The sequence below is a fragment of the Bradyrhizobium betae genome, assembly GCF_008932115.1.
Lineage (GTDB): Bacteria > Pseudomonadota > Alphaproteobacteria > Rhizobiales > Xanthobacteraceae > Bradyrhizobium > Bradyrhizobium betae.
This window is the reverse complement of record NZ_CP044543.1, coordinates 2580285-2595625: the sequence shown is the minus strand read 5'-3', so window position 1 is coordinate 2595625 and position 15341 is coordinate 2580285. Positions and strand designations below refer to the sequence as shown.

Annotated in this window: 12 protein-coding genes and 1 tRNA gene; 9 read left to right on the top strand and 4 right to left on the bottom strand. The window is 65.0% G+C overall.

Annotation, left to right across the window (positions count from 1 at the left end):
- Positions 1-25: 25 nt before the first annotated feature.
- The 3 genes from yidC to rpmH are packed head-to-tail and all read right to left on the bottom strand — an operon-like array spanning position 26 to position 2476.
- Complete coding sequence (gene yidC, locus F8237_RS12420) at positions 26-1864, bottom strand: membrane protein insertase YidC (protein ID WP_162006012.1); 1839 nt, start codon at positions 1862-1864, stop codon at positions 26-28.
- A 16-nt stretch (positions 1865-1880) separates the two neighbouring features.
- Entirely contained in the window at positions 1881-2315 is a 435-nt protein-coding gene (rnpA, locus tag F8237_RS12415; protein ID WP_151645020.1) for a ribonuclease P protein component, read from the bottom strand.
- A gap of 26 nt (positions 2316-2341) precedes the next feature.
- Positions 2342-2476 carry a 50S ribosomal protein L34 gene (rpmH, locus tag F8237_RS12410; protein WP_008542748.1) on the bottom strand — a complete coding sequence of 45 codons (135 nt, stop codon included), beginning with the start codon at positions 2474-2476 and terminating at the stop codon, positions 2342-2344.
- Between the two features lie 349 nt (positions 2477-2825).
- Between rpmH and F8237_RS12405 the strand changes: the two genes are divergently transcribed.
- The 5 genes from F8237_RS12405 to F8237_RS12385 all read left to right on the top strand — a co-directional run bounded on the left by F8237_RS12405 (position 2826) and on the right by F8237_RS12385 (position 8110).
- Entirely contained in the window at positions 2826-4325 is a 1500-nt protein-coding gene (locus F8237_RS12405) for a sensor histidine kinase (RefSeq protein ID WP_201280192.1), read from the top strand.
- Between the two features lie 303 nt (positions 4326-4628).
- Positions 4629-4705, top strand: a tRNA-Arg gene (locus F8237_RS12400).
- A 226-nt stretch (positions 4706-4931) separates the two neighbouring features.
- Positions 4932-5498 carry a cytochrome b gene (locus F8237_RS12395; protein WP_151650530.1) on the top strand — a complete coding sequence of 189 codons (567 nt, stop codon included), beginning with the start codon at positions 4932-4934 and terminating at the stop codon, positions 5496-5498.
- 39 nt (positions 5499-5537) lie between these two features.
- On the top strand, positions 5538-6239 hold the full coding sequence (locus F8237_RS12390; RefSeq protein WP_151645018.1) for a VIT1/CCC1 transporter family protein: 702 nt from the start codon (positions 5538-5540) through the stop codon (positions 6237-6239).
- A 38-nt stretch (positions 6240-6277) separates the two neighbouring features.
- Positions 6278-8110, top strand: coding sequence for a heavy metal translocating P-type ATPase (locus tag F8237_RS12385; protein ID WP_151645016.1), 1833 nt, complete (start codon positions 6278-6280; stop codon positions 8108-8110).
- Positions 8111-8121: 11 nt separating this feature from the next.
- On the opposite strand, the gene F8237_RS12380 is transcribed toward F8237_RS12385, so the two are convergent.
- Positions 8122-8898, bottom strand: a complete 777-nt coding sequence (locus tag F8237_RS12380) for an IclR family transcriptional regulator (RefSeq protein WP_151645014.1) — start codon at positions 8896-8898, stop codon at positions 8122-8124.
- A 182-nt stretch (positions 8899-9080) separates the two neighbouring features.
- On the opposite strand from F8237_RS12380, the gene F8237_RS12375 reads away from it, so the two are divergent.
- The 4 genes from F8237_RS12375 to F8237_RS12360 all read left to right on the top strand — a co-directional run bounded on the left by F8237_RS12375 (position 9081) and on the right by F8237_RS12360 (position 15339).
- The gene (locus F8237_RS12375; protein WP_151645012.1) at positions 9081-9872 is read left to right on the top strand and encodes an enoyl-CoA hydratase/isomerase family protein; all 792 of its coding nucleotides are present in this window, start codon (positions 9081-9083) and stop codon (positions 9870-9872) included.
- Positions 9873-9875: 3 nt separating this feature from the next.
- On the top strand, positions 9876-11963 hold the full coding sequence (locus F8237_RS12370) for an acetate--CoA ligase family protein (protein WP_151645010.1): 2088 nt from the start codon (positions 9876-9878) through the stop codon (positions 11961-11963).
- 22 nt (positions 11964-11985) lie between these two features.
- Positions 11986-13020 carry a tripartite tricarboxylate transporter substrate binding protein gene (locus tag F8237_RS12365; RefSeq protein WP_151645008.1) on the top strand — a complete coding sequence of 345 codons (1035 nt, stop codon included), beginning with the start codon at positions 11986-11988 and terminating at the stop codon, positions 13018-13020.
- 165 nt (positions 13021-13185) lie between these two features.
- A complete protein-coding gene (locus F8237_RS12360) occupies positions 13186-15339 on the top strand; it encodes a GumC family protein (RefSeq protein WP_151645006.1) in 2154 nt (717 codons plus the stop codon).
- The last annotated feature ends 2 nt before the right edge of the window (positions 15340-15341 follow it).

The window sequence follows — 15341 nt, the reverse complement described above, 5'->3', positions numbered from 1 at the left end:
CATGAGCGCGCACGCTCGAGTGAAGCTACGTCGCCTTCTTCGCGAACGTCGCCTTGAGATTGTCGAACAGCTCCACCTTCACGCCGTTGCGGCGCATGATGAAGCTCTGCTGCAGCACCGAGAGCGTGTTGTTCCAGGCCCAGTAGATCACCAGGCCCGCCGGGAAGCCCGCCAGCATGAAGGTGAAGATCAGCGGCATCCAGTTGAAGATCATCTGCTGGGTCGGATCCGGCGGCGTCGGGTTCAGCTTCATCTGGAACCACATCGTGATGCCCATGATGATCGGCCAGATGCCGAGCGCGAGGTAGTGGCCGAACAGCGGCAGCGTCGTGGGGTCGAACGGGATCAGCCCGAACAGGGTGAACAGATTGGTCGGATCCGGCGCGGAGAGATCCTTGATCCAGCCGTAGAACGGCGCGTGCCGCATCTCGATGGTGACGAACAGCACCTTATATAGCGAGAAGAACACCGGGATCTGGATCACCACGGGAAGACAGCCGGCGACCGGATTGATCTTCTCCTTGCGGTAGATCTCCATCATCTCCTGCTGCTGCTTCACCTTGTCGTCGGGATAGCGCTCCTTCAGCGCCGCCAGCTGCGGCTGCACCGACTTCATCTTCGCCATCGAGGCGTAGGACTTGTTGGCCAGCGGGAAGAACAGCAGCTTCACGATCACGGTCACGAGCAGGATCGAGATGCCGAAATTGCCGAAGAAACGGTAGAAGAAGTCGAGGCCGAGGAACATCGGCTTGGTGATGAAGTAGAACCAGCCCCAGTCGATCAGCAGATCGAAATGGTTCAGCCCGAGCTCCTTGTTGTAGCCGCCGAGGCCGGCGAACGGGAACACGCCGACGACGCCGGCTTCCTTGGCGCCGGCGAACAGCCGCGCATTCGCGGTCGCGGTGCCGCCGATCGCGACGGTGACGGGGTCGAGCAGATAGTCGGTCTGGTAGGTGTGGACGTTGCCGACGGGGTTCGACGAGAAGCGCGCCTGAAGCTGCGCACTGGTATCCGGCAGCAGCGCCGAGGCCCAGTACTTGTCGGTCATGCCGAGCCAGCCATTGGTGGACTTGAAGTTCACCGTCTTGGTCTCGTCGATCTTCTTGTAGGCATATTCCTGCAAGCCATCGAGATAGCCGATCAGGCCTTCATGCAGGATGTAGTAGCCGGAGACCTGCGGCGTGCCGTGGCGGGAGATCAGCGCGAACGGATAGAGCGTGACCGGCGCGTTGCCGACATTGCTCACCTCGTCCTTGATCGTGAAGAGATAGTGGTCGTCGACCGCGATGGTGCGGCGGAAGGTGAGGCCCTCGCCATTGTCCCATTTCAGCACCGCAGGCGTCGTCGGCGTCAGGCTGCCGCTGCCGTCCTGTTGCCAGACTGTCTGGGCATCCGGCATCTTGGCCGTCACGCCCGTCGCCGCCACCCAGCCGAACTCGGCGTAGTAGGGTTCTGCGGTGCCCGAGGGCGAATAGAGGATGATCGCCGGCGATTTCGGGTCGACCGTTTCGCGGTACTGCACCAGCGCGAGGTCGTCGATGCGGCCGCCCTTCAGCGAGACGCTGCCGGTCAGCCGCGGCGTGTCGATCTTCACGCGTGGGCTAGCCGCAATCGCGGTGTCGCGGGCAACGACCGGCTGGGCTTGCTGGTTCGTGGCTGACGGTTGCGCCGGGCTGCCGGGCTGCGGGGCTGTGCCCGGTGTCGCCGACGCCGTCGGCTGCGGCGTGCCCTTCTGAAGCTCGCCCTGCGTCTGCTGCAGGGCGCGCTGCTTCTCCATCGCCGGCACGTTGTAGAAATACTGCCAGGCGATCAGCACCAGGCCCGATAGAATGACGGCGAGGATGGTATTGCGATTGTCGGTCATCACTGGTGTCTCGTCATCAATCGGGTTTGCGGCTGGCGGCTGCAGCGGGGCCAGAATCTGGCCTTGAAGGATCTGGCCTTGAAAGAACTGGGCTTGAACCCGGCCTTCGACCGCGTCCCTTGTGCGCCTGCCGCGAGGGCTTCGTGAACGCCGTTCGGAGATCGTCGAGCATGGTGGCGAAGTCACGCGAGAGCGCGTCCCTTCGGCCGACCAGTACATAATCATGATGGGGCTGCATCGACACCGGGTCGAGCCGCTTCACCAGTTCGCGAAGCCGGCGCCGGATGCGATTGCGCTGGGGGGCGTTGCCGTTCTTTTTGGTAACGGTGAAGCCGATCCGGATCGGGCCGCCGTCGTCGCGGCCAATGCTTTGCAGGACGAACGCGGGACTATTCACCCGCGCGCCATTGGCAACGGCGAGGAAATCCGCCCGCTGCCTCAGCCGATCCATGATGAAATCCCAAAAAGGGGTCCGGTTCAGGCGCTCAGACGCTTGCGGCCGCGGGCGCGGCGAGCGGCGAGGACCTTGCGGCCGCCGGCAGTGGCGAGACGGGCACGGAAACCGTGACGGCGCTTGCGCACCAGTTTGCTGGGTTGATAAGTCCGCTTCACGGGTTTTTCTCCGCTGACCGGGCAATTTGCCTGTAGAATTGATGGTAAAGCCCGGAAGATGCTGCCCAAAACGGGCCTTTTTCGGCCCCAAGAGAGCCGCTCCCGGCATCACACCGGGTCATCGCGGACAATTGCGCGGCTTATATGCGAGCGTCTTGTTTTCGTCAACGCCGCAAGAGCGCGCGATTCCGGTGAATATCGCCGCTCGCGTGGGGTTTTTAACCCTTGAGGTGGCGACTCGCCGTATCAACGCTTACATCCCACCTTGGTAGATTAGCGATCCGTAATTTGACCGGACACCGGGGCGGGTCGCATCCTCCATCACCCAAGGCCAACAGGGGCGAATTTCGTGGCAACGACAGATCGCCAGCCGGTCCAGGATCTGGATCAGCCGGACCAGCCGGCGACGCGGCCGCGTGGGCCGGCCGGGCTTGGCCTCTCCGGCAAGCTGCTGCTGCTCACCGTTCCCCTGGTCATGGTCGCGGCGATCCTGCTCTATGTACCGGCGATCGCCAACTTCTGGGTCAACCGGCTCAACGACCGGGTCGCGGCCGCCAACACGGCAGCCCTCGTGCTCGACGCCGCCCCGCTCGGCATGGTCCCCGATTCGCTTTCGCGCGAGATCCTCAAAAGCATCCATGCCCGCGCGGTTGCGATCAAGATGGGCCAGCAGCGCCGGCTGCTCGCCAGCGACAACCTTCCGACCGCGATCGAGCACGATGTCGACCTGCGCGACATGACCGCGTGGGAGGCGATCACCGGCTCGTTCCAGATGATGCTGGAGACCGGCAACCAGGCCATCCGGATCGTCGGCCCCGGCGTCGGCAATGCCCAGTTCGTCGAGATCGTCACCGACGAATTGCCGCTGCGGCAGGCGATGTACCGCTTTTCCCGCAATGTCGTGGTGGTCGCCCTGATCATCGGCGTCCTGACCGCGGGGCTCGTCTATCTCGTGCTGCATTACCTGTTCGTGCGGCCGATGCGGCGGCTGACCGCGAGCCTGGTCGGTTTCCACGAAAATCCGGAGAGTTCGGCGCGCATCATCGTGCCGAGCCAGCGCAGCGACGAAATTGGCGTCGCCGAGCGCGAATTGTCGGACATGCAGCGCGATCTGATGTCGATGCTGCATCAGAAGAGCCGGCTCGCCGCGCTCGGCCTCGCGGTGTCCAAGATCAACCACGATCTGCGCAATCTGCTGGCCTCCGCCCAGCTTCTGTCCGACCAGCTCGCCAGCGTGCCGGATCCGCGGGTGCAGCGCTTTGCGCCCAAGCTGGTGCGTTCGCTCGAGCGCGCCATCGCCTTCTGCCAGTCGACGCTGTCCTACGGCCGCGCCCAGGAGGCGGCGCCCGACCGCCGCATGATTTTGATCGAGCCGGTCGTGCTCGAGGTACGCGAGACCGCGGGCCTGGCCAGCGATGCTGCCATCGTCTGGGTCGCGGCGATCGAGCGCGGGCTCGCCGTCGATGCCGATCCCGACCAGCTGTTCCGCGTGCTGCTCAACCTCGTTCGCAACGCGGCGCAGGCGCTGGAGAGCCATTCGTCGGGCGAGGGCAGCGCGCAGCAGATCCGGATCACCGGCAAGCGCGAAGGCGCCGTTGCCATCCTGGAAGTCTCCGACACCGGTCCCGGGGTGCCCCAGCGGACCCGGGATCACCTGTTCGAGGCGTTCCAGACCTCCGGCCGCCCCGGCGGCAGCGGTCTCGGCCTCGCCATCGCCGCCGAGCTGGTTCGCGCCCATGGCGGCGACATCCATCTGGTCGAAGGCACCATTGGCGCCACCTTCCGGATCGTTATCCCCGACCGCCCCGTGGAACTCCTCTCCATCCGCAACGAGCGGGCGCGGGCATAGGTCGGCCAGAGGCCGAGTTGCGTCTTCATTTTCAGGGGCCGTTCCCGACTATCTTCCGTCATTCCGGGGCGCGACGAAGTCGCGAGCCCGGAATCCATAACCACAAGCTGCGGTTATGGATTCCGGGCCTGGCCCTCCGGGCCATCCCGGAATGACGAGGCAACCGTCATCTCCCTGCAAAATCTCCCCATCCCGGCGCTTGCCAATCGAGGCAAGAGCGGTTAGTCAGAGCGCTCTTTCGCACCCCTCCGGCGCTGTCCGGAGGCTGCGTGTGGGCTAAAGCCCGCACTGTTCGCGAAAAACGCGCCCGTAGCTCAGCTGGATAGAGCATCAGACTACGAATCTGAGGGTCGGACGTTCGAATCGTTCCGGGCGCGCCATTTCTCGACGATCGACAATCCCGCCAGGATCTCATGCCCCGCCAAGGGCAAACGGTGCATCAAGCCGTTTGCAGCGCGCGTGAGCCGCTCCGCCTGAACAAAGCGCGCCTTGCCGCAGCGGAGCACTTTTGCCGAAAGACTTCGCCTTCACACCGCCCTGACACGCGGTGGCGATGAGCTTGATCCACCTCAAGGCATCCCGGCCGTGCGCGAATATCGTTGCCGCATGCAGCTATTCAATTCAACGAAGAACTATGGTGCAATTGCGCAGGCGCTGCATTGGCTGACGGTGTTCCTCGTTGCTCTCGCCTGGGCGCTCGGGATCTTTGGCGACGCGTTGCCCAAAGGTGGACCGCGTGACTCCGGATTGTTCGTTCACGTTTCTGCGGGAATAGCCGTGCTCGCCCTTCTCGTTGCGCGCCTGACCTGGCGGTTGGTTGATCCGTCTCCGCCGCCGGAAGCGACTGAATTTGGCGACTGGATGGGACGGTGGCTGGATCCTGCCGCCCGGATCGCGCACTACAGCCTCTATGTGTTGCTGGTCGCGGTTCCCGTCGTCGGCATCGTGCTTCAGTTTGCGCGTGGCGATGCCCTGCCGCTGTTTGGTCTGGCCGAGATTCCATCGCCGTGGCTCAATGATCGTGCCTTCGCCCACAATGTGAAGGAGGTGCATGAAATTCTCGCCCATGCACTGGTGATTCTCGCAGCCTTCCACGCTGCCGCCGCGCTGGTCCATCACTGGATATTTCGCGATCGCACGCTCGTGCGAATGCTGCCTCACTCCGACAGATAGCGCGGGCGGAATTCCAGGCGCTTCAGGGATTATTTCGACATGAGCCGCCTTCGCGCGCATCCCGAAAACCATCTGGTCGATCGGATCGGGTGGCTGAGAGCCGCCGTTCTCGGCGCCAATGACGGCATCATCTCCACCGCGAGCCTGATTGTCGGTGTTGCCGCGGCAGCTGCAACGCGAAACGACGTCTTGATCGCGGGGATCGCGGGATTGGTGGCCGGTGCCATGTCGATGGCAGCCGGCGAATATGTTTCCGTCAGCTCGCAGTCGGACACCGAGCAGGCCGATCTTGCACGGGAAGCCAGGGAATTGCGCGAGAGCCCGGCGTTTGAGCTCGACGAACTTGCCGAAATCTACGTCAAGCGCGGTGTCGACGGGCCGTTGGCGCGGCAGGTGGCCGAGCAGTTGATGGCCAAGGACGCATTGAAGGCCCACGCACGCGACGAATTGGGGATCTCGGACGTCACCGCGGCCCGCCCCATCCAGGCCGCGCTCGCGTCGGCGGCCATGTTCTCGGTGGGCGCCGCAATGCCATTGCTGATGGTCGCCCTATCCCCGGTCAACGTGCTGGTGCCGGTCGTATCCGCGGCATCGCTGGCCTTTCTCGCCGTCCTGGGAGCGATCGGCGCAAAGGCTGGCGGCGCCAACGTCTTGCGCGCTACCATTCGGGTGACGTTTTGGGGCGCGTTTGCCCTGGCGCTGACCGCAGGCATCGGGAAGCTGTTTGGTACGGTGGTCTAGAGCGGCCCCGATTCCAATCGCGCAACGAGGTCGATTGAATGCTTGCCGGCTTCCTGGTTCGGGCCCTGCTGGTCGTGTTGCCGGCGTTCGGTCTTGCCTTTGGCTTTGCCATTCCGCTGCTCGGACAGGCGGCGTGGCAGGATCGTGTCTGGGCGATATTCACGATTCCGGTTCTGATCGTGCTCGTGTACGACATCGTCACGAGCCTGCGACGCGGTGAAGTCGGCCTCGATATCGTTGCAGCCTTGTCGATGGTTGCCGCCCTCGTCGTGGGGGAGGAGCTGGCGGCGATCGTCGTCGCCCTGATGTATGCCGGTGGGCAATTTCTCGAAGCCTTTGCCGAACGCCACGCGCGCGGCGAGATGACGGCGCTGCTGGCGCGGGTGCCTCGAACGGCCGTTCAGTATCGGGACGGCGGACTGCAAGAGGTGGCGCTGGACCTGATTGCGCCGGGCGACCGTCTGTTGATCCGGCAAGGCGATGTCGTCCCGGTCGACGGCGTGGTGGCCAGCACTCTCGCGGTGCTGGATCAATCCGCGCTCACAGGAGAACCGATCCCGGTCCAGCAACATGCCGGCGACGAGGCGATGAGCGGATCGACCAACGCCGGCGACGCATTCGATCTCGTCGTATCGCGCCGTGCCGCCGAAAGCACTTATGCCGGCATCGTGCGCCTGGTCGAAGGCGCGCAGCGCTCCAAGGCGCCGATGTCGCGGCTCGCCGATCGCTTTGCGATGGTGTTCCTCGCGATGACCGTGCTGATCGCGGCCGCCGCCTGGTTCTTCACCGGCGATCCGGTCCGCGCGGTCGCCGTTCTCGTCATCGCGACGCCGTGCCCGCTGATTCTCGCGGTGCCGGTTGCCATCGTCTCCGGCCTGTCCCGGGCGGCGAGACATGGCATTCTGATCAAGGGAGGCAAGGCGATCGAAGCGCTCGCGCGCATCAATTCGCTGGTCCTCGACAAGACCGGCACTCTCACCGACGGCAGGGCGAAGGTCGTCGCCGTCAACGTATCGGCCAATGCCGATCCCGACGATGTATTGCGCCTCGCAGCCTCGCTTGATCAGGCCTCCAAGCACATCATCGCCCAGACCATCGTGGCCGAGGCGCAGAGCCGTCAGCTCAAGCTCACCATTCCATCCAGCGTCGCCGAAACGCCGGGCGAGGGCGTCCAGGGCGTGGTGGAAGGGCAATCCGTCGCGGTCGGTGGTGTCAGGTTCGTAACCTCAAAATTGACGCAAGCCGTGGAGGATTCCGTCCAGCCGTCAAGGGATGCCGGCGCCGCCACTGTTGCCGTTGCAATCGACGGCCGGATGGCGGGCGAGATCAGGCTGGCCGACGAGCTGCGGTCCGGCACACAATCTCTTCTTCAGCGCTTGAGAACCTTGGGAGTCCAGCGAATCGTTCTCGCAACGGGTGATCGCCGCGAGGTGGCCGAAGCGATCACGGCTGGTCTGGACATCGATTCGGTTCGTGCGGGGCTGACGCCGGATCAGAAGGTTCTGGTCGTGCTCTCCGAGCGGAAGAACGGCCCCGTCATGATGGTTGGCGACGGCGTCAACGACGCGCCCGCGCTCGCCGCGGCCGACGTCGGCGTGGCCATGGGAGCCAGGGGCGCCGCTGCATCCGCCGAAGCCGCCGACGTCGTCATTCTGGTGGATCATCTCGACCACATCGTGCCGGCGATCGAGATCGCCCGACGTTCCCGTTTCATCGCCCTGGAGGGGGTCTTTGCCGGAATGGGGCTCTCGGTGATCGGAATGGTCGCCGCCGCGCTGGGCTACCTGACGCCGGTCCAGGGGGCCTTGATCCAGGAGGCGATCGACGTTGCGGTGATCGTGAATGCGCTGCGGGCGCTGGGCGGCCGCTAACGTGCACTTCATCAACGGCCCGCCAGCACCTCCTTGCACTTGGCCGCGAAGGCGTTGAGGTACGAGCCGATCTCGCTCGCCAGCGCATCGGATCGATCGACATTTTGCAGGCTCATGTTGAGTGCGTAGACCGGAAGCCCGTCGAGCACGATGGGCGTTGCGACGGCAAGAACGGCCGGCTGCCACGACACCGCGCAATAGCCGTCGCGTTCGACGGCGCTGATCGATGTCCTGACGTCCGCAAGCAACGCCTTCGTGGCCACAGCGCTGCGTCGTTTGAACAGCTTCAGCAATCGTTCGCGCTCGGTTTCCGCAATGCCGGCCAGATAGGCGCGACCGAGCGACGTCAGCTCCATCGGCACCTGCTGCCCGGCGACCACGTTGCGCAGCGCCGCGCGGGGGCTGTAGCGGATCGATTCGAGATACACCATCATGGTTCTATCGGCGGTAGCCAGCCCCACGTTCAGCCGGCGCTTGGCAGATTCCGCCCGCATCATCGCTCCGATCGCGTTGAGCACGGGTGATCCCGTCCGCATCGCGTGGCCGATACTGATGACGGATGCGGCAAGGCGATAGGTTCGCTCAGCGCGGACTTCGTCGAGCATCCCGGAATTGACCAGCGTTCGTGTCAGCCGGCTGACCGTCGATCGCGGCAAACCGGTGCGTTCCGCAATCTCGCCATTGCCCAGCGTGTCGACGCCGGGCCGGAAAGCCCTGAGGATTTCGACGCCCCGTTCGAGCGACCGGTTGCCGTCAACCCCGCCCGCATATCTGCGCGCCTGCGCCATCTCCAGCCTCCCCAGGAATTCCCACCAAGCCATTTCCACTAAGTGGAATTAGGGGGATGTGCCTGATGGCGCAAGCCGATATAGGCACGGGCAAGAAGAATGCCCGGCCGCGCACGGCTCATTGAGGAAATGGCACGGCTTGAAGCGGCATTCGGGAGCCGACTCCAACCACGGAGCTTGCCATGTCCTATCAGCTCATCGAATTTTCCGTCGAAGCCGGTGTCGCGACGATCGCCTTCAACCGGCCGGAACGGCGCAACGCCATGAGCGACGAGATGCGCGCCGAGTTCGTCAACGCGCTCGAAACCGTCGCCCGCGACAAGGCGATCAAGGCTCTGGTGCTGACCGGGCGCGGCAACGCCTTCTGTGCCGGCGGCGACATCAGCGGCATGAAGCCGCGGCTCGAATCGCCGCAGGGCGAAGTCGCATTCAACGGATGGAGCCGTCAGCAGGGCGTGCACCATGTGCAGTCGTTCCTGCTCGGCCTGCCGAAACCGACGATTGCCGCCGTCAACGGCGCCGCGGCGGGCCTCGGCGCGGACACCGCGCTTGCCTGCGACTTCGTCATGGGAACGGAACGTTCGAAATTCACCTGGTCGTATATCAAGCGAGGCCTGATCCCCGACGGCGGCGGCCTGTATTTCCTGCCGCGACGTGTCGGGCTTCCCAGGGCCAAGGAACTGATCTTCACCGGGCGCATGGTCGAGGCCGACGAAGCGCTTTCGCTCGGCATCGTCGATCGCAAGGTCGCCGCGGCCGAACTGCTGACGGCCGCGCAGGCCTGGGCAGCCGAACTGGCTCAGGGATCGCCCACGGCGCTGGCGCTGGGCAAGAAGATCCTGAACGAGACCTTCGAGCATTCCGCGCATGACATCTTCAGTCTCGGCAGCCAGGCGCAAGCCATCTGTTATACCAGCGCGGAGCATCGCGACGCGGTGACGGCGTTCCTCGCGCAATCCGCGTCGAAGGATTGAGCGATGGATGCGATCGAACGCCTGATCCGGCCGCGCAGTGTCGCCATCATCGGCGCGTCGGCAGACCCGAGCAAGACGGCGGGGCGGCCGGTCTCCTATCTCAGGAAGCACGGCTTTGCGGGGAAGATCTATCCCGTCAATCCGAAGGTCGCGGACATCGGCGGTCTCACCTGCTATCCCGACATCGCTTCGCTGCCTGACGTGCCTGATGTCGGCATTGTCCTGCTTGGCGCGGAGCGCGCGCATATCGCGGTGCGCCAATTGTCCGAGCGGGGTGCTGCGGCGGCGATCGTTCTTGCCAGCGGCTACACCGAGACCGGCGCGGAGGGCGCCGAGCGGCAGAAGCAGCTGATGGAAGCCGCCGGATCCATGCGCCTTCTCGGGCCGAACACGATCGGCCTCGTCAATCTCACCGACAATATCGTGCTGTCGGCATCCGGCGCGCTGGCGATGGATCACTTCCCGACAGGCGCGATCGGATTGGTCTCGCAAAGCGGGGGCATTCTCGGCGCCTTGTTGTCGCGCGCCGCGGCGCGCGGGGTCGGGCTGTCCAAGCTGGTGTCGACCAGCAACGAAGCCGATCTCGAGCTCGCGGATTTCATCGACTTTCTCGCCGACGACAGTGCGACCAGGGTCATTGCCCTCTATGTCGAGGCGATCCGCAATCCGGCGCGTTTTCGCCAGGCGGTCCTGAAGGCGCGCCGCGCCGGCAAACCCGTCGTCGCCTTCAAGATCGGGCGATCGGAGGCGGGCGCAAAGGCGGCCGTCTCGCACACCGGGGCGCTTGCGGGGTCCGACCGCATGTACGATGCCTTGTTCAGGCAGCTCGGCGTGATCCGCGCCAGGACGTTCGATGACCTGCTCGACATTCCCGCGGCCCTTGCGGCGGGGCGAAAGCTGTCCGGTAGGCGTGTGGCGATCCTCACCTCGACCGGCGGTGCCGGCACGATCGTGTCAGACAGTCTCGGCGTCGCCGGCTTTGCAACACCCGCCCCCGACACCGGGACATCAGCGCAATTGCGCAGCCTTCAGTCGGGATCGCACGCCACGCTCGATCGCAATCCGATCGACGTGACCCTGGCCGGTCTGCAGCCGGATCTCCTCCGCGCCGCAATCCGCATCCTGCTCGCAAGTCCCTCCTACGATGCGCTGACCATCATTGTCGGCTCGTCGGCCGTGGGATCGCCGACTTTGATGGCCGATGCCATCCGCGACTGCCTGCCGATGAGCGACAAGCCCGTCATTGCCTATGTCAGTCCCTACGCGCCCGACGTGGTCTCCGTCCTCACCCGGCGAGGCGTTCCGGCCTATACGTCCGCCGAGAGCTGCGCTGCTGCGCTCGACGGGCTCTTGCAGGCCGGATTGCCGGAACAGGTCCGGACATCCGGCGCGACCGAGCCGGCGGCCGATATCAGCGACTTCCCGGCGGGATCGCTGGATGAAGCACAGGCCAAGGCGCTGTTCGCCCGTTTCGGCGTTCCCACCGTCGTCGAGAAGGTGGTCGCAACGTCAAGCGAAGCGGAGCAGGCAGCGCGCGACCTCGGTGGCCGGGTCGTGCTCAAGATTCTCTCGCGCGAGATCGCGCACAAGAGCGATGTCGGCGGCGTCGCGGTCAACCTGACCACGGATACGATTGGCGACCGCCTGACCGCGATGGCGGACGAGGTCGAGGCCAGGACGGGCAAGCGAGCCGAACGCTTCCTGGTTCAGGAGATGGTCTCAGGCGGCGTTGAAATCATTCTCGGGATGCATCGCGATCCCCTGGGGACGGCGATCCTTCTCGGAATGGGCGGCGTCTCCGCCGAACTGTTCAAGGACACGACGATGCGTCTTCTTCCACCGGAAGGCAGCCTCGGCCTGTCCGAGGCTCGCGCGATGGCGCGCGATCTCGTCACGTGGCCGTTGCTGGACGGTTTTCGTGGCCGTCCGAAATGCGATGTCGAAGCCCTCGCGGAAACGATCGTCGCTTTCTCGCGCATGGTTGCGCAACTTGGTGACCGTCTCACTGAAGCTGAAATCAATCCGGTTTTCGTGCTGCCTGCGGGCCACGGCGTGAAGGCGGCGGACGGATTGGTTGTTCTCAATGTCTGAGCAAAACCGGATGGAGACCCACATGGCCATTGGCGAAATCATCAGCCACGACGGCGCTCGCAACAGGGGGGCCGCCGTGCGGCGCCGGCTGAATCTCGCCGTGCTCGCCTGTGCCGTCATGCCGGTGGTCGCGGGGCTTGGCGTTGCGCCGGCGCGCGCCGAATATCCCGAGAAGATCGTCAGGATCGTGGTGCCCTTCGCAGCCGGTGGCGGCACCGACATCATTGCGCGAACGACAGCGCAGGAAATCCAGACGGACCTCGGCAAAGCCGTCATCATCGAGAACAAGCCGGGCGCCGGAACCATCATCGGAACCCAGACCGTCGCCACCAGCGAGCCCGACGGCTATTCGCTGCTGATGGCAACCTTCGCGCACGCGGTCAACCCGAGCCTGTACAACAAGCTGCCGTTCGATCCGCACAAGGATTTCGCGGCGGTCTCGCTGATCGCGCGGTCCTTCAATATCGTCGTCGTGAATCCCGTATCGAAGATCAACTCGATCTCCGATCTGATCGCTGAAGCCAAGGCCAATCCGGGCAAGCTCAATTTCGGAACGTTCGGTACCGGCACCTCGGCCCATCTCGCGGGCGAGCTGTTCAATGCGATGGCGAAGGTCAAGATGACGGCGGTGCCCTACAAGGGCGCGGCGCCTGCGATCAGCGATCTCCTGGGCGGGCAGATCGACGTGATGTTCACCACCGTGGCGAGCGCGGCCTCGCTGGTGGCCGCAGGCCAGCTCCGGGCGCTGGCTGTTACATCCGCCGAGCGTTCGAGCGCGTTTCCGCAATTGCCGACCGTCGCCGAAGCCGGGGTGCCCGGCTACGCTGCCGAGTCGTGGTACGGCTTGTACGTGCCGGCCAAGACACCCGCTCCCGTGATCGCACGCCTGAATCAGGCCGTCGCGAAGGCCGTCCAGTCCGGTGGTTTCAAGCAGCTCGAGGCCAACGAAGGCCTCATCATGGTGGGAGGCTCGCCGGAACAGCTCGATCGCTATGTCGGGCAGGAGGAGGAGCGCTGGCGCAAGCTGGTCAAGGACGCGAACATCGAGGTGCAATAGGCGATCGAGCGCCCCCCCCGATCACGCATCGCTCCGCAGGCCGGCGCGTTAACAAACTGTTCACCAACCGCGGCACGCCCAGCCGTAACCGCCGGTTAACCATGGATATTTACGGTGTAGCAAGCCTCTGAACGGGGGCCGTCAGTTGATTTTGAGTTCAAACCCATGGCGTTCGGTCGAAGCGCATCTCCGCGAAGCATCGCCCCGACGGAGCCTGCGGCTTCGTGGGAAGCGCCGCGGGCTGCGACGGTGAAGCCCGACGGCGACGGCCCTACGCTGATCAAGGGATCGCTGACCGTCTCCGGCGCGCTCGCCTTTCTGCGCGACAACGGCCGCCGCATCCTGACGCTTGCGCTGGCGCTGTTCGCCCTCGGCGTCATCGTTCTCATGGTTCTTCCGGTCCGCTATGCCGCAACGGCCCTGGTCGTCGTCGATCCGCGCGAGCTGCGCGTGACCTCGGACCAGGACGTCTTGCCGGGCATCGGCCAGGATGCGGCGGCGCTTCAGAGCCAGATCGAGATCGCCAAATCGGACGGATTTCTCCGGCCATTGATCGAGAAGCTCAAGATCGCGGACGACGAGGACATCGCGGGCGGTCATACCGACATGACGCGCCTGCTCGAGAAATTCCGCAGCCGCCTCGATATCTCGCGCCGCGGGCTCACCTACGTCATCGCCATCTCGTTCACCTCGAACAGCGCGGACCGCGCCGCCTATTACGCCAATGCCATCGCCGAGGCGTTCGCCGCGAGCCAGGGCCGGGTCCGCACCGAGGCCACGGACGAGGCGGCCGACTGGCTCAAGGACCGGCTGAAAGCATTGAACGAGCGCCTGCGTGCATCGGAAGATGCCGTCGCGGCCTTCCGGCTCGAGCACAAGATCCTCAATGCCGGCAAGGATTCCACCACCCAGCAATTGCGGGTGACGGACATCAACCAGCAGGTCTCCGCCGCTCGCGCGCGCACCGAGGAAGCCAAGGCGCGTTACGAGCAGGTGCAGCGCGATCTCAAGGCCAATGTCGAAGGGCCCGTGAAGCAGGATCTGTTGAGCATGCTGCGTGCGCAGCGCTCGACCCTGAACGACCAGATCGCGCAGAAGAAGGCGGTGTACGGCGACCGCCACCCCGATCTTGCGATCTCCTACAGCCAGCTGGCCGACATCAACCGGCAGATCGAGGTCGAGCGGAAGAAGAACATCGACACCGCGAAGTCCGAATACGAATCGCAGCTGGAGCAACAGAACGCGCTGGAGAAACAGCTCAAAGCCATCGAGACGCAGATGCTGGTCGATGGCCAGGCGCTGGTGAAGCTGCAGGAGCTGCAGCGGGACGCCGACGCAAACAAGAACATCTACGAGCAGTTCTTGTCGCGGTTCAAGACCACCAATGAGCAGCGTCAGTTGCAGAGTTCGCAGACCAAGGTCGCCTCGCCCGCGATTCCACCGCTGCGCTCGACCCGTCCGCCGCTTGCTTTGCTGCTTGCCGCGCTCGCGATCGGCTCGCTGTTGACCTCGACCGCCGCCGTTGCGGCGATGGGAAGCATGCCTGACGGGGCCGAGCCCGCGAAGGCCCCTGTTCAAACGCCCGTGCGCGCGGAAGCGATGAGCGTGCCCCATCGGCAGGCTCCGCCGTCGGCGCCCGCCGCGCGCCCGCCCGAGGCGATGCCGAATCTCCCGGTCTGGGCCCGCATTCCCGATCTGGCGTCGGGGGCTGCTCCCGGCACCGTCTGGCAACGACCGGTCGCCGCCACCGCCGAGCTCGATCTCGGCGCTTACCTGCGTCCGCTGCTCGAGCGGATCGATCGCGCGCCGGTGCGCGGCTGCAAGGTCGCCCTTGTGTTGTCTGTCGGCAAGAGCGCCGGCGGCAACACCGTTGCGCGCTCCCTCAATCGTGCGGCCGTCAATCGCGGCATGATGAGCGTGCTGATCCGGCTACAGCCGGAATTCGCAGGTAGCCAGCCCCCCGTCACCGAATGGCAGGATGGCTCGACCACGGCGGGACTTCAGTCGATCGTCGAGCTGCTGAGCGCCGGCCGCAAGGCCGATGCGAGGCCGGAGGACGACATCCGCTCGGAATTCGATCTCATCATCGTCCATGCGAGCAATCTCGCCTTGCAGCCTGACGCGATCGCGCTGGCGGCGCATGCGGATCTGATCATTCCGGTGGCGCGCGCCGGCGAGCTCGGCTCGGCGGCGATGCGGCGGGTCACCGCGGCGCTGGCGAGGTACAACACCGTGCCGACCGGACTCGTCGTCAATCATGCGCCCGCGGGCTCTGCGGTCCCTCATCCTGACGGCGGCGCATTGAGCCGGGCGATCTGACG

What these genes read in the sequence shown, in the direction of transcription:
- F8237_RS12395 (WP_151650530.1), top strand. Translation starts at nt 4,932, where the DNA reads ATGCAGCTATTCAATTCAACGAAGAACTATGGTGCAATTGCGCAGGCG.
- F8237_RS12380 (WP_151645014.1), bottom strand. Translation starts at nt 8,898, where the DNA reads ATGGCGCAGGCGCGCAGATATGCGGGCGGGGTTGACGGCAACCGGTCG.
- F8237_RS12390 (WP_151645018.1), top strand. Translation starts at nt 5,538, where the DNA reads ATGAGCCGCCTTCGCGCGCATCCCGAAAACCATCTGGTCGATCGGATC.
- F8237_RS12385 (WP_151645016.1), top strand. Translation starts at nt 6,278, where the DNA reads ATGCTTGCCGGCTTCCTGGTTCGGGCCCTGCTGGTCGTGTTGCCGGCG.
- F8237_RS12365 (WP_151645008.1), top strand. Translation starts at nt 11,986, where the DNA reads ATGGCCATTGGCGAAATCATCAGCCACGACGGCGCTCGCAACAGGGGG.
- F8237_RS12370 (WP_151645010.1), top strand. Translation starts at nt 9,876, where the DNA reads ATGGATGCGATCGAACGCCTGATCCGGCCGCGCAGTGTCGCCATCATC.
- rnpA (WP_151645020.1), bottom strand. Translation starts at nt 2,315, where the DNA reads ATGGATCGGCTGAGGCAGCGGGCGGATTTCCTCGCCGTTGCCAATGGC.
- F8237_RS12360 (WP_151645006.1), top strand. Translation starts at nt 13,186, where the DNA reads ATGGCGTTCGGTCGAAGCGCATCTCCGCGAAGCATCGCCCCGACGGAG.
- F8237_RS12375 (WP_151645012.1), top strand. Translation starts at nt 9,081, where the DNA reads ATGTCCTATCAGCTCATCGAATTTTCCGTCGAAGCCGGTGTCGCGACG.
- yidC (WP_162006012.1), bottom strand. Translation starts at nt 1,864, where the DNA reads ATGACCGACAATCGCAATACCATCCTCGCCGTCATTCTATCGGGCCTG.